Here is a 13,648-nt window from a genome sequence, read left to right on the forward strand (position 1 = left end):
GCCCAGCAGCAGCCCCGCGTGGCCGGATTGCGCCGCCAGCCGCGCCGCGAGCAGCCCGCCGCTGACGAAGCTGGCCGCGCTGCCCACGCCGGTGAGCAGGCGCAGCGCGGCGATGGCGGTGTCGTGGCGCACGGCACCGTGCAGCGCCAGCAGCAGCGCCGCCACCAAGCCGCCGCCCAGCAGCAGCGCGCGGGCGTCGAAGCGGGCCAGCGCCCGCGGGGCGAGCAGCGCGCCCAGGAGGTAGCCGGCGGCGTTGGCGGTGTTCATGGCGCCGCCGGTGAACCAGTTCCAGCCCAGGTCGGCCGCCATGGGCGGCAGCAGCAGCGCATAGGAAAAGCGCGCCAGGCCCAGCGACACGGCGGCGGCCAGGGCCAGGCCGAAGGCGGGGACGAGAGAGGCGGCGAGCGGGATGGCGCTGGGGTCGGCGGCGGGGATGCCGGTGGGCGCAGGCGCGGTGGGCGGGGTGGCGGGCATGGCGCCAGGCGGGGTGGTGGCGACGGACGGGGTGGCGCGGGGCGGAGGCGGAGGACGGCTCATGCCGCCGATTGTGGGCGGCGCGTCAGGCTGGGCGACGGGCCCCTTGAACACGGTGTTAGACCGTCTAACGCCTGCGGCTGCGCACACGCGGTTCGCGAACGTGCGGCGGAGGTTGACGGGCAGCGGAGCACGGTGCCGTCATGTGCGCGAAGGCGTTGTGCTGTACGGAGGGAATTGATCGGGGCCAGCCGGCGTTGCTCGGGGCCAGCCGGAGACATATCCGCAGCGCCCCCCAAGCCGTCATTCCCGCGAAGGCGGGAATCCAGGCGGCCCCACGCCGGAGCGAAGAGACAAGGCAGGAACGCCGCGGTTTAAGACCTCGTGACGCCGCCCCATGAGCTGGCGGCCGGCTTGGGGGCCTCCTGGATTCCCGCCTTCGCGGGAATGACGAAATAAAAGGCGAAGCGCCTTGGCTTACGGGATGCCGTTACGCGCCCTGCGCCTTGCGCCTTGCGCCTTGCGCCTTGCGCCTTGCGCCTTGCGCCTTGCCCTCAGACCAGTTTCTCCCCGCGCTGCGCCTGGTCCATTTCCAGCGCGGCGACCACGTCGGCGAACTGTTCGCGGTTGCGTTCGTTGAGCTCCATGAGGGCGCGGTGCGCGTCCAGCACGGTGTCGGCCATCGCGTGGTCGTCGGCGTCGTCGCCGCTGTCCTCGGCCACGGTTTCACCCTCACCGCCCAGCGCGGCGGCGGCCGGCCGGCCCTGGGCGTCGACGAGCTGGAATTCCTCGTCGAACCCCATGCTCAGCAGCACCTCGGTGATGTCGGGGCGGCCGGTGACGATGACGGCCCGCGGCGCGCCCGCCTGGCGCAGCCGCTTGGCCACGCGCGCCAGCAGCCCCAGGTGCGTGCTGTCTATGGCCTGCGTTTGGGCCAGGTCGATGACGAAGCCGCGCGGCGCCTCGCCCTCGAACAGCCGGCGCAGCCACGCGTCCAGCGCCGGGGCCAGCGGGTAGCGCACTTCGCCCAGCAGGCGCAGCACGTGGATGCCGTCGCGCTCGGCATGCAGGATTCGTCCCTCAGGCATGGTGCTCGATCTCCAGCAAGGCAATGTCGTCGATGCGGCGGGCCTGCTGCTCCATGCCCAGCCGCTGCATGAGCTGCGCGATGTCGCCGTCGGCTTCGGCCACCTGCGGCAGCAGCGCCTCGGCGCGGCCGGCCGATTGCGCCGGCGGCAGCAGCTCCAGCACGCCGTCGGACATCACCAGCAGCCGGCAGTGCTGCGGCAGGCTCAGGCAATGGTCCTGGTAGCGCGCGTTCTCGAAGAGGCCCAGCGGCCGCCCCGGATGCGACAGGAAACGCGCCTGCGCCCCGTCGTGCAGGATGGGATACGGAAAGTGCCCCGCGTTGCACCAGCACAGCGTGTGCTCGCGCCGGTCGATGACGCCGTAGAGCATGGTGGCGTGCTTGTCCAGCTCCTCGCCGCAGAGGTCGCGGTTGATGTGCGACAGCGCCAGCGCGGGGTGCAGGATGGTCGGGTCGCGCTCGCGCGCGTGCGAGCGCAGGTAGCGCCCAACCAGCGTCTTCAGGATGACCGACACGAAGGCCGAGGCCGCGCCGTGGCCGGCGACGTCGGCCAGGTAAAAGCCGATGCGGTGCTCGTCCAGCGGGAAGTAGTCGATGAAGTCGCCGGAGAGGTAGGCCGAGGGCAGCAGCCGCCGCGTGAAGCGGTAGTCGCCGAAGGCCAGGCCGTCCGGCGGCAGCAGCCGCTGCTGCAGGTTGCGGGCGGCCTCCTCGTCGTCCTGCAACTGGCGCAGGGTGTGGGCGAGCTGGCGGTTCATGGCCTCCAGCCGCGACTGGTAGTCGCGGTTCTGGCGAATGAGGCCGGCACGGTCCAGCGCGTGGGCGATGGCGCTGTCGAGCACGGCGAAGTCGGCGATGGGCTTGGTGATGTAGTCCCAGGCGCCGAGCTTGAGCGCCTGCACGGCCTCGCCCACCAGCGACAGCCCGGAGATGACGATGACGGGCGTGTCCGGCGCGCGCGCATGCAGCGCGGCCACCACCTCCAGCCCGTTCATGTCCGGCAGGCCCAGGTCGCACAGCACGAGGTCGGCCCCCCGGCGCTCGAACACCTCCAGCCCGGCGCGGCCGTCGGCGGCCTCCAGCACCTCGTGGCCGTTGTCTTCCAGGTAGGCGGCCAGGCTGCGGCGTATGCCGGTGTCGTCGTCGATGGAGAGGATGCGGGTCATGGCAAGGCGCGAAGCAATTGGGAGGCCCTGGGCAAGCGTCGCGGCGCCGGCCGTGTCAGGGCCGCCGGCCGGCCCTGGCCGATGCGCCCGCGCCGGCCAGGCGGCGCACCGTGGCCGCCAGCGGCGACATGTCGCGCAGCGGCTTGTGCAGCAGCGGGATGTCGCCCAGCTCCTCCAGCTCGTCCGGCAGCGTGTACTCCGCCGAGCCGGTGTGCATGGCAAAGCGCAGCGCGGGGCACAGCGCGGCCAGCCGCGCCACGGCGGTGGCGCCGTCCATGCCGGGCAGGCGCACGTCCATGATGCAGACGTCGAAGCGGTCGCCCGCGCCCACGCGCGCCAGCGCCTCCTCGCCGGAGCGCACCGTGGTGACGAGCATGCCGTCGTCCTCCAGGAAGGCCTGCACGCACAGCGCGATGACGGGCTCGTCGTCCACCACCAGCACGCGCGGCACCGGCGCCTCAGGGCTCATGCAAGGCCTCCTTCCTGGCGCAGCGGCAGCCGCAGGGTGAAGCAGGTGCCCTCGCCGGGCGTGGACTCCATCTCCAGGCTGCCCTTGTGGTGGTCGGTGACGATGAAGTAGGACACCGACAGGCCCAGCCCCGTGCCGATGCCCACGGGCTTGGTCGTGTAGAAGGGCTCGAAGATGCGACGCTGCGCCGAGGGCTCGATGCCGGGGCCGTTGTCCTCGATGTCCACGCGCACGGCGCCGTCCTCCAGCGCGGTGCGCAGCACCAGGCGCGGGGCGCGGCGGGCGTCGGCGGCCATGGCCTGCGCGGCGTTCTTGACCAGGTTGAGCAGCACCTGCTCGATCTCCGTGCGCGCGCAGGGCACGCTGGGCAGGCCTTCGGCGTAGCGGCGCACCACCTCGATCTGCTTGAAGTCGTACTGCTTCTTGAGGTCGTAGTCGCTGGCGGCCAGCCGCACCACGGCTTCGAGCATCTGGTCCACGCGCTCCGGCGCGAAGCTGGATTCGGCGCGGCGGCTGAAGGCCAGCATGTCGGCCACGATGCGCCCGGCGCGCTCGCCGGCCTCCTGGATGGCCTCGACGAAGCTGGTCAGGCCGCGCGCGTCCAGGTAGCGCTGCAGCGCGTCCAGGTCCAGGCCGACCTCCTCGGCCACGCGGCGGTTGGCCGGCAGCTCCAGCCCCAAGCGGCGGCGCAGGTTCTGGCAGCTCTGCAGGATGACGCCCAGGGGATTGTTGATCTCGTGCGCCATGCCCGCGGCCAGGCCGCCCACGGACATCATCTTTTCGGTCTGCACCATCATCTGCTCGATGCGCACGCGCTCGCTGACGTCGTCCACGCGGATGACGGCGCCCACGGCGCCGTTGGCGGTGAGCGGGTAGGTCATGACGTCCAGGAAGCGCGTCTCGCCGCCCTGCTCCACCACTTGGCGCTCGGCGCGCACGGGCACGCGCTCGGCGATGGCGCAGCGCACCTTGTCCATGAGCCCGGCGTAGGCGGGCAGCAGCTCGGTGAAGGGCCGGCCCACGGCCTGCGCGGCGGCGATGCCGCTGACGCGCTCGGCCGAGCCGTTCCACTGCGTCACCAGGCCTTGCGCGTCCACGCCCACGAGCACGGAGGGCATGGAGTCGATGATGTTCTCAAGGTAGCTGCGCATGCGCTGCAGCTCGCCCTCGGTGCGGCGGTGGCCGGTGACGTCGTGCATGGCGCCCACCATGCGCAGCGCCCGGCCGGCGGCGTCACGCATGACGTAGCCGCGGTCGTCGATGAGCGCCCAGCCGCCGTCGGCGCGCTGGAAGCGGTACTCGTCGCGCCAGGCCGAGCCGCCGCCGTCCATCACGGCGCGTATGCCGGCCATCACGCGCTCGCGGTCCTCGGGGTGGATGTGCGCGGCCCACCACGCCACGGAAGGCTCCACGGCCTCGGCGTCGTAGCCGAAGAGCGCGCACACGGCCTCGTTCCAGCGCAGCTCGTCGCTGGCGAGGTCCCAGTCCCACACCGCATCGACGGTGGCGCGCGCCACGATGCGAAAGCGCGCGTCGCTCTCGGACGCGCAGGCCTGCGCGCGCTCCAGGTCGCCCAAGCGCTGTCCCAGCTCGAACTGCATGCTCGCCAGCGCCCCCAGGGTGCGCAGCGCCTGGCGGTGGGTGTCGTCCAACAGGCGCGGGCGGTGGTCGGCCACGCACAGCAGGGCCAAGGCGCCCTCGGCCTGCAGCCGCAGGGGCATGGCGGCGCAAAAGCGCAGGTCGCGGTCGCCGCAGACGAAGGCGCCGCCGGGCAGCCGGGCGTCGCTGCGCACGTCGGCCACCACGAGCAGGTCGCCGTGCTGGTGCGCCAGGGCGCGCAGCGCAGGCGACAGCGGGCAGTCGCTGCCCTCCACCAGCCCGGCGCGGCCCACCAGGCGCGCGCCCTGCGCGTCGGCCACGCTGATCACGGCCAGCGGCGCCGCGCACACCAGCGCGGCCACGGCGGCCACGTCATCCAGCGGCGCGGCAGGCAGCACAGGAGGAAGCGGTGCGCCCGGGACCGCCTTTCCACGGGACAGCACGGTTGAGGACAGGGCATTCATCGGAGTGAGGGCATTGTTCCCCGCCCCCGGCGCCTAGCCAAACGCCACGGGAATGCAACCGGTGCCAGTCCGGTTACAGCTTGTCAGCCATCCCGGCCTCCCCGGGGCGGCCCCGGCCGGCCTCAACCCTCCTCGGCCTGCGCCGGGCGGGACGCCGCCGCATAGGCCGGCGCGGCGCCCTCGCCGGCCTCGCGCGACCCGCGCTTGCCCAGCTTGTGCGCGTACATGCGGCTGTCGGCGCGCGAGATGAGCTGGTTGGACGAGCGCGTTTCGCGGCCGTAGGCCATGCCGCAGCTCACGCCGCTGTCGGGGAAGCCCGCCGCGCGCAGCTGCACCTCCAGCGCGGGCAGCGCCGCGCGCAGCCGCGCCTCGTGGTCCACCTCGCTGAGCACCGCGAATTCGTCGCCGCCCAGACGGAACACTGTCGTGCGGGCGTCGCAGAGCGTGCGCAGCAGCCGCGCGAACTCGCACAGCAGCGCGTCGCCCTGGATGTGGCCGTCGCGGTCGTTGATGCGCTTGAGCCCGTCGAGGTCGATCATCACCAGCAGCACCCGGTGCACCTCCTCGTGGGAGCGCCCGGCCGCCATGGCCTGGTCCAGCAGGGTGTCGAAGGCATGGCGGTTGGGGATGCCGGTGAGGTGGTCGGTGCGCGTCTGCTCCAGCGCGTGGTCCAGGCGCTGCAGCACCTCGTCCTTCTGCCGCGCCAGCAGCCGGATCTTGTCGGCCAGCGCCAGGGCCAGCATCACCGCATCGAAGGCGCTGCCCAGCAGCGTCAGCAGCTCGGGGTTGCCCACGGGCGTGTCGATCAGGCCCACGTTGGCCGGCAGGATGATGCTGGCCGGCAGCGCCAGCCCCAGGAAGGCCGCCAGGAAGTAGCGTGCCGGCGCGAAGCCCGCCGCCAGGCTGACCCAGCCCGCGGCCAGGGCCAGCAGCACCGACATCGAGATCACCAGCGTGGCCAGCGAGTGCGCCCAGGGCAGCGCCAGGAAGCAGCTGGGCAGCAGCGCCAGCGACAGCACGATGTTGAACCGCGTCGCCCGCGCCAGGCCGGGCGACACGCGCTGCAGCTGCAGGAACTCGATGAAGAACAGCCCGTTGAAGACCGGCAGCAGGAAGAAGCCGACGTAGTGCCAGTGCAGGTCGTGCCAGTGCAGCCACTGCGCGCCCAGGTGGAAGGTCAGGCCCCAGGCCCCGACCGCGCACAGCATGTAGAGCGAGTAGTACAGCAGCGCCCGGTCGCGCGTGCCGAAGAACAGGAACAGGTTGTAGAGCGCCAGCGTGGCGATGGCGCCCAGCGCGGTCAGCGCCAGCACGGTCTCCGACAGCACGGCATGGCGGTAGGCGTTTTCGGCCACCAGCGACACGCGGGGAAAGCGGGCGAAGTAGGGGCTGTCCATGCGCACCAGCACCTGCGCCGTGGCCCCGGGCGGCACGTTCACGTCGCCGCCGTAGTGCAGCGGGTACTGGGGGTCGGCGGCGAGGTAGCCGCTGTCGAAGTCCTGCGCCGGCTGCCCCGGCACCAGCACGCGCACGCGGATGCGCTCGACCAGGCTGGCATGCGGGTCCACGACCCACTGCGACACGGCCGACGGGTTGTGCACCACCGCGTGCAGCCAGTAGTGCCCGCCGCGCAGGTCCATGCGCGCCACGGGCTGCAGGCCCGCCAGCCAGGCCTCCAGGTGCTGCGCGTCGGCGGGCGGCCCGCCCTCTCCCGCCAGGTACAGCCGGCCGTCGCGCATCAGGTCCAGGGGCCGGGCCGGGTCGGCGGCCACGGTCACCGCGGCCCGCGCCGCGCCGGGCAGCCACCACGCCAGCAGCGCCAGGGCCAGCGCCAGCACCAGCGCGGCCCCCGGGCCGCGCTGGCGCGGCGCGGCGGCCGGCACGCACCGGTACCGGTGCGCGGGTTCAGCCGTCGCGCTCACCGGCAATCACTGCAGGGTGCCCGCACAGCGCGCGGGAGGTTTGCATGCCCGCCATCACCGCCGCCTCGACGCAGCCGGCGTTGAGGCCGGTGCGTATCCAGTCGCCGGTCAGATAGAGGTTGGCGAAGCCGCTGCCGTCGGTGGGCAGGCGCCAGCGGCTGCTGCCCACCAGGCTCTGCACGTAGCGCTCGGACGGGTCGACGTTGGCGCGCCAGTACTGGGCCTCGAAGCGCTGCACGCCCTGGCCCTGCGCAGGGTCGTAGAGCGCGTTCCAGTCGAAGCCGTCCCGGGTGGCCACCGCCGGCCACAGCGGCTGCATGCCGGTGCTCAGCGTGGCGATGGCCGCGGCCTTGACGTCGAGCTTCATGCGCGCCGGGAAGCCGTGATCGCTCGCGGGGGGGTACGCCTGCTGCGGCAGCACGCTGCAGAAGTAGGCGATGTTGCGCGGCCCGTCCAGCGGCGGCCAGTCCTCGCGGCGCAGCAGCTGGTCCATGGGCGCCCAAGTGTCGAAGGGCTCGGCGTAGGCCGTGAGCACGGGCGGCTGGCCCTCGCGGCCGCGCAGGGTCCAGCCCAACTGCGCCAGGTCGCCCACCTGCCAGGTCTGGAAGGCCCGCGTCGCCACCGCCCGGACCTGCTCGCAGCAGCGCGCCAGCGGCTCGCTGGCCGCCACGAGCTTGGGTGCGAGCACCGGCAGCGAGGCGACGGAGGCGCCGAACACCACCGTGTCGAAGTCCACGCCGCGGCGCAGCGTGCGCGTGGGCAGCGGGCGGCCCAGGACACGCTCGTTGCGCTCGGCCCAGTCCGACCAGTACGACTCCAGGTCGTAGCCCGCGTCCTGCAGCAGCGCGGCCTGGGCCGCGTCGAGCTGCTCCAGGTTGGGCGCGCTGGGCCAGCAGGGCAGTCCCTTGACCTCCACCAGCGGCTGGTACTCGGCCACGCCCGGGGCCAGATCGACCTGGCGCCGGATGCGGATCGTCTCCACCGTGCCGCCCGCGGCACCGGGCACCAGCTCCTCGACCTGGTGGAAGAAGGCGAACTTCACGCCGCGGCGCTTGAGCACCTCGTACAGCGGCGCGAACACCACGTCGCCCATGCCGGCCTGCATCTTCCACATGAAGGCGCCGCGGTAGTCGCAGGCCATGCGCAGCATGCCGCGCAGCATGGTGCCGGCCTCGATGTTGGGCCGCTCGGCGTCGCCGTCCTCGTAGGCGAAGACCAGGTCGTAGCAGCCGCGCACCAGGGGCGAGTCGACGGTGACGCGCGGGTTGGCGCCGTTGCGCAGCAGCCAGGCGCGGAAGTCCTCGCCGTTGATCACGTCCGCGCCATGCACGAACACGCCGTCGCGCAGGCACCCGATGAACACCGTGAGCGCGAGGTCGACGCAGGCATAGAGGCGGCGCAGCTCGGCCAGGGCGCCGCCCGTGTCCGTGCCGGCCTCGCGGGCGGCCTCGGCGCGGTCGCCGAAGTCGCGCTGCAGCCGCCGGCGCACGCCCTCCAGCCCCTCCAGGTGCAGCGCCAGCTCCACCGAGCCGGGCTGCGGCGGCCCGCACAGCGCCAGCGCGCTGGCCTGCAGCGCGGCCAGGCAGGCCTCGGCGTCGTGCGCCAGGTGCTCCACGGCATGCCCGGCGGCCAACGCCAGGCGGTGCAGCCAGCCGCCCTCGTGCGGCGCCATGCCGTCCGCGCTGTCCGCGCCGTGCTCGGCGTGCAGCGTGTGCAGCCACTGCCGCATCCACTCGAAGGTGGTGAGCAGCAGCCGCCACAGGTCCACCCGTTCCGGCCCCTGGCCCGGCTCGCCCGGCGTGGGCGGCGTGTCTATGGGCCACATCTCCCAGCGCGGCCCAACCTTCTCGGACAGCGTGATGAAGTGCTGCGGCTTGAAGGCCTCGTCCCAGGTGGCCATCGGCGCCCCGGGCGGACGCTCCAGCAGCTCGTAGGCGCGCCGTATCGTCTTGAAGGCGTTGTCGTAGAAGCCGAACCAGATGTGCAGCCCGTGCTCCTCGATGCGCTGGCCCAGGGCGGCGTTGCGGCCGCTGGCGCCCTTGCCGCCCAGCCGCCAGCCCTGCTGGTAGACCGTGATCTCGCGCCGGCTCTGCCAGCCGGGCTCGTCGCTGAGGTAGAAGGCGGCCGTCATGGCGGAGACGCCGCCGCCGAGGATGGCCACCTTCTGCGGTGCCACGACGGAGTTGTCGTAGAGCTCGCGCGCGGCCGGCACCTGGAAATCCAGGTCCAGGCAGAAAGGCAGCAGCGCGGGCTGCGCGCCCAGCTGCAGCCCCAGCGAGCGCTCCAGCGGGAAGCTGGCGAAGCGGTGCAGCAGGCACTGGTACTCGCCGTGCAGCAGCTGCACCTGGCGCAGCGCCGTGATCTGCGCCGGCGCCGTGACCAGCGCCTGGTACACCGCCTTCACGCCGCTGCCGTCAGGCAGCTGCTTCAGGAAGATCTGCTCCACGCTCCTGGAGCGCAGCGCCTGCGCCACGCTCTCCCAGCCCTGGGCATCCAGCGCCAGGAAGCCGGGCAGGCTCGCGGCCATCAGCTGGATGGCCTGCTCGATGAGCTCTTCCAGCGACCGCAGCGGCGTGGGCGGGGGCACGTCGCCCACCGCCTGCACCTCCAACAGCGGATGCATGGCCAGCCGGGTCGTGGGCGAGAACGGCTCGAAGCCCTTGGCCGCCAGCGTAAAGCGCGTGGCCGGCGCACCGTCCTGCGGCAAGGTGCACGCGCACTCGTACTTCGGGTAGCCGTACAGCTCGCGCCCGTTGATGAGCGCCATGCAGTCGTCCACCCAGATGTGGCAGGGGTACAGGAACACCGCATCGATGCCGGCGCTGCCGTGGTCGGACTGGCCCACCAGCACCCAGGTGACGATGTCGGTTTCCTCGCCCCAGCCCTTGGCCTCGTCGGACGGCCAGTCCGAGTACGCGTGGCGCACCTGCGTGAAGGTGAGCATCACGTAGGGCGACAACACCCTGAAGCGCATCTTGGCGCCGGCCACGGCCGTGAGCGTGGCGTCCACGCTGGCCTGCAGCCGCTCCAGGGTGCCGGCCACGAAAAAGCCGTACATCCGGGATCGCTCCAGCTTCAGCGTCGGGTGCATCAGGACCGAGCCGGAGGGGTAAAGCATGTCGGGGCGCTGGAGCATTACAGCGGTTACCGTTTGTCAAAACGGACCAGTGTATAGCTGCCCAGGACCAGGGGTTGACAGCTGCCGGAAAGCAGCGAATCGGACCTCCACGGCTTGGGACGCCGCTCCGGCGCCCTGGCCTGAAAGCCCGTGGAACGCCGCCTCCTCGCGAGGCCGCGCGGCGCCGGCCCGCGGTCTCAGGCGAGCGCCGGGCGGCCGCTCTCGAAGGCGTTGATCAGGTCCACCTTGGGCTGCGAGCGCCCGCCGTCGAAGCTGGACTTGAGCCAGGTGTCCACGATGGCCTTGGCCAGCTCGGGGCCGACCACGCGCGCGCCCAGGGTGATGATCTGCGCGTCGTTGCTGCGGCTGGCGCGCTCCGCCGAGTAGGTGTCGTGGCACTGCGCTGCGCGTATGCCGGGCACCTTGTTGGCGCAGATGGCCATGCCGATGCCTGTGCCGCACAGCAGCAGCGCGCGCGGGAAGTCGCCCGCGGCCACGCGCTGCGCGACCTCGAAAGCCACGTCCGGGTAGAGCACGGGGGCGTTGTCGTGGGTGCCGAAGTCCGTCACGTCATGGCCCTGGGCCAGCAGGTGGGTTTTGATCGCGTTCTTCAGGTCGCAGGCGGCTTCGTCGCAGCCGATGGCGAGTTTCATGGGTCGAATCTCCAGGGAAATGAGGTTCAGGCCACCAGCTGCGCCTGCAGCGAGCGCGCCATGGACTGCAGCAGCAGGCAGCAGGAGGTGGCGCCGGCGTCGAGCACGCCTATGGAGCGCACCCCCAGCCGCGCGCTGCGGCCGATGCGCGCCTGCAGCGCGCGGGTGGATTCCTTGCCCGCCTCGGCCGCGTCGCTCATGGCCTGCAGGCAGGCCGGGAAGCGCGCGCCCGCGGCCAGCGCCTCGCGGTAGGCGGCCAGGGCCGGGGCCAGGGTGTCGATGAGCGTCTTGTCGCCCACCTGCGCGCTGCCCAGCGCCTGCACGCGCGCCACGGCCGCTGCCAGGGCGTCGCCGAAGAGGCCCGCGTCCAGCCGCGCGTGCGGCGCCAGCGTGTCGGCCAGGCCCAGGAAGAAGTGGCCGTACAGCGGGCCCATGGAGCCGCCGATGTCGTCCATCAGCGCCTGCGAGAGCTGCTCCAGCGCCGCGGGCAGCGCGTGGGCGGCGTCGCCCATGGCGTCCAGCCGGGCGGCGCAGCCCGTGAAACCCTTGCTCATGTTGATGCCGTGGTCGCCGTCGCCGATGAGGCCGTCGATTTCCGACAGGTAGCCGCGGTGGGCCTGGATGGTGGCGACGAGGTCGCGCACCAGGGCGCCGCAGCGGGCCAGCGCCACGGAGGGGCCCAGCACCTCGCGCGCGGCCACCGCCACGGCGGCGCGCTGCGCCACGGCCTGCGCGCCCTGCCCCGAAACGGTCTGCGCGCGGGCCTCGAAGGCCACCGGCGCCGCCGCCTCGCCCGCCACGGTCAGGCCCACCGAGCTGCACGGCGCCTGCAGGCACTGCAGCAGCTCGTCGTCGAGCTTCATGACGGTCAGCGTCACGCCCATCATCTCCAGCGAGGTGAAGAGGTTGCCGACCTTGGAGAAGGCGACGTCGATGTCGCGCGCGGCCAGCCGCCTGGCGATCTCGCCGTAGAGGATGTACTGCTCCATCATCGGCGTGGCGCCCAGCCCGGACAGCAGCACGGCAACGCGGTCGCCGCTTGCAAACGGCAAGTCCGGCAGCACCACGTCCAGCATCAGCGCCGCCATCTCGGCGGCGGAGACGGTCTGGCGCACGTCGATGCCGGGCTCGCCGTGGTGGCCTATGCCCACCTCCATGGTCCCGTGCTCGATGTGGAAATTGGCCTTGCCCACGGCCGGGATCACGCAGGCCGACAGGCCGATGCCGATGCTGCGGGTGTTGGCGATGGCGCGCTGCGCGACGTCTATCACCTCGTCCAGCGAGCCGCCCAACGCCGCCTTGGCCGCGCCGACTTTCCACATGAAGACCTCGCCCGCGACGCCGCGGCGCCGGGCCTCGTCGCCCTTGGCGGCGGAGGGCACGTCGTCGTTGGCGACCACGGTCTTCACGGCGATGCCTTCGGCGGCGGCCATCTCGCGCGCCATGCGCACGTTCATGTTGTCGCCGGCGTAGTTGCCGTAGAGGCAGGCCACGCCCGCGCCGCCGTCGGCGGCGCGCAGGGCGTCGAGAAAGCTCTTGGCGGTGGGCGAGGAGAAGATTTCGCCCACCGCCACGGCGTCCAGCAGCCCGTCGCCCACGTAGCCTAGGAAGGCCGGCTCGTGGCCGGAGCCCCCGCCCGTGACCACGCCCACCTTGCCGCGCTGCGGCGCCGCGGCGCGCTTGACCACGCGCGGGTTGGCCGTGGCGGCCACCTCGCCGGCATGGGCCAGCAGCCAGCCCTGGAGCATGTCCTCGACCACCAGGTCGGGGTTGTTGATGACGCGGTTCATCAGGCGGCTTCCTCGGTGGTGGCTTGGGCAGTGGCGTTGGCGAGGTGCTGGTCGACAAAGCGCAGCGCGGCGCCGAGCACGCGCTCGATGTCGGCCAGCGGCACGGGCCAGGCCCCTCGGCTGGGCTTGGAATCCGGCCCGCGGTGCAGGCGCAGCGGGATCTCGATGCTCAGGTCCAGCGCGGTGGCGGCCATGCCTTGCAGGATGCGCGCGCAACCCACCTGGCCCTGGCCCAGCGGGGTGAAGAAGTAGCCGTCGGCGTTGACGCGCACGTCCTTCACGTGGGTGTGCAGGCACTGCGGCAGGGCCGAGAGCGCGTCGGCCACGGTGTCCACGCCGGGGCGGTGCGAGATGGTGTTGCCCGCGTCGTAGTTCAGGCCCACGCGCGGCGAGCCGATGCGGCGCAGCAGCTCGGGGCCGTCGGCGGCGGTGTTGAGCAGGTTGTCCGAGCCGTCGCCGGGGTTCTCCAGGCCAATCCACATGTCCAGGGCTTCGGCGTGGCGCAGCAGCGGCTCGATGTTGGCGAAGAAGCGCCTTTCGTTGCTGCGCGCCGCGGCGTTGGTGTTGATGACGCGGGCGCCGATGCGGCGGGCAAAGTCCATGCGGCCCTTGAACACCTCGACCGCGTCGGGGCGGCCCAGGTCGATGTGCGAGGAGAAGGCGTGGCAGCGCACGCCGTGCTCCTGCAGCCACGCGGCGTACTGCCGCGCCTGCGCCTGGCTGAAGGTACTTTCGTCGAAGGGCTCGGTGTAGCCGACGATGAAGGCCGGCTCCACGTGCGTCGCGCCCATGGAAGCGAGACTTTCCAGCACGCGAGCAAAGCTGTGGCCGTCGTAAGGCGCGGCCGAGACGGAGACGATGCGCTGGGCACCGTCCTTCTTAGGAAGGTGAGACATGGCGGTTGAAACC

Annotated in this window: 10 protein-coding genes; all 10 read right to left on the minus strand. The window is 72.5% G+C overall.

Annotation, left to right across the window (positions count from 1 at the left end; genetic code table 11):
* Nucleotides 1-474, minus strand: a 474-nt coding sequence (locus SM757_RS33570) for a YbfB/YjiJ family MFS transporter (RefSeq protein WP_322468658.1), incomplete at its 3' end; no start/stop codon positions are given.
* A gap of 554 nt (nt 475-1,028) precedes the next feature.
* Nucleotides 1,029-1,562, minus strand: a complete 534-nt coding sequence (locus SM757_RS33575) for an STAS domain-containing protein (RefSeq protein ID WP_066330964.1) — start codon at nt 1,560-1,562, stop codon at nt 1,029-1,031.
* Nucleotides 1,555-2,724: a PP2C family protein-serine/threonine phosphatase gene (locus SM757_RS33580; protein ID WP_066330956.1), complete on the minus strand. Its 1,170-nt coding sequence runs from the start codon at nt 2,722-2,724 to the stop codon at nt 1,555-1,557. The genes SM757_RS33575 and SM757_RS33580 overlap by 8 nt, the downstream gene beginning before the upstream one ends.
* Nucleotides 2,725-2,779: 55 nt before the next feature.
* Complete coding sequence (locus tag SM757_RS33585; RefSeq protein ID WP_066330954.1) at nt 2,780-3,193, minus strand: response regulator; 414 nt, start codon at nt 3,191-3,193, stop codon at nt 2,780-2,782.
* The gene (locus tag SM757_RS33590) at nt 3,190-5,190 is read right to left on the minus strand and encodes a PAS domain S-box protein (RefSeq protein ID WP_322468659.1); all 2,001 of its coding nucleotides are present in this window, start codon (nt 5,188-5,190) and stop codon (nt 3,190-3,192) included. Before SM757_RS33590 ends, SM757_RS33585 begins: the two co-directional genes overlap by 4 nt.
* A gap of 188 nt (nt 5,191-5,378) precedes the next feature.
* On the minus strand, nt 5,379-7,178 hold the full coding sequence (locus tag SM757_RS33595; RefSeq protein WP_322468660.1) for a 7TM diverse intracellular signaling domain-containing protein: 1,800 nt from the start codon (nt 7,176-7,178) through the stop codon (nt 5,379-5,381).
* Nucleotides 7,162-10,296 carry an NAD(P)-binding protein gene (locus SM757_RS33600; RefSeq protein ID WP_322468661.1) on the minus strand — a complete coding sequence of 1,045 codons (3,135 nt, stop codon included), beginning with the start codon at nt 10,294-10,296 and terminating at the stop codon, nt 7,162-7,164. Before SM757_RS33600 ends, SM757_RS33595 begins: the two co-directional genes overlap by 17 nt.
* A 197-nt stretch (nt 10,297-10,493) precedes the next feature.
* On the minus strand, nt 10,494-10,949 hold the full coding sequence (gene rpiB / locus SM757_RS33605; protein WP_322468662.1) for a ribose 5-phosphate isomerase B: 456 nt from the start codon (nt 10,947-10,949) through the stop codon (nt 10,494-10,496).
* Between the two features lie 26 nt (nt 10,950-10,975).
* Entirely contained in the window at nt 10,976-12,739 is a 1,764-nt protein-coding gene (gene dhaL / locus SM757_RS33610) for a dihydroxyacetone kinase subunit DhaL (protein WP_322468663.1), read from the minus strand.
* The coding region (locus tag SM757_RS33615) for a sugar phosphate isomerase/epimerase family protein (protein ID WP_322468664.1) at nt 12,739-13,648 on the minus strand (910 nt) is incomplete at its 5' end. The genes dhaL and SM757_RS33615, both read right to left, overlap by 1 nt.

The sequence above is a fragment of the Azohydromonas lata genome (assembly GCF_034427735.1).
In the GTDB taxonomy this organism is placed as follows: Bacteria; Pseudomonadota; Gammaproteobacteria; order Burkholderiales; family Burkholderiaceae_C; genus Azohydromonas; species Azohydromonas lata.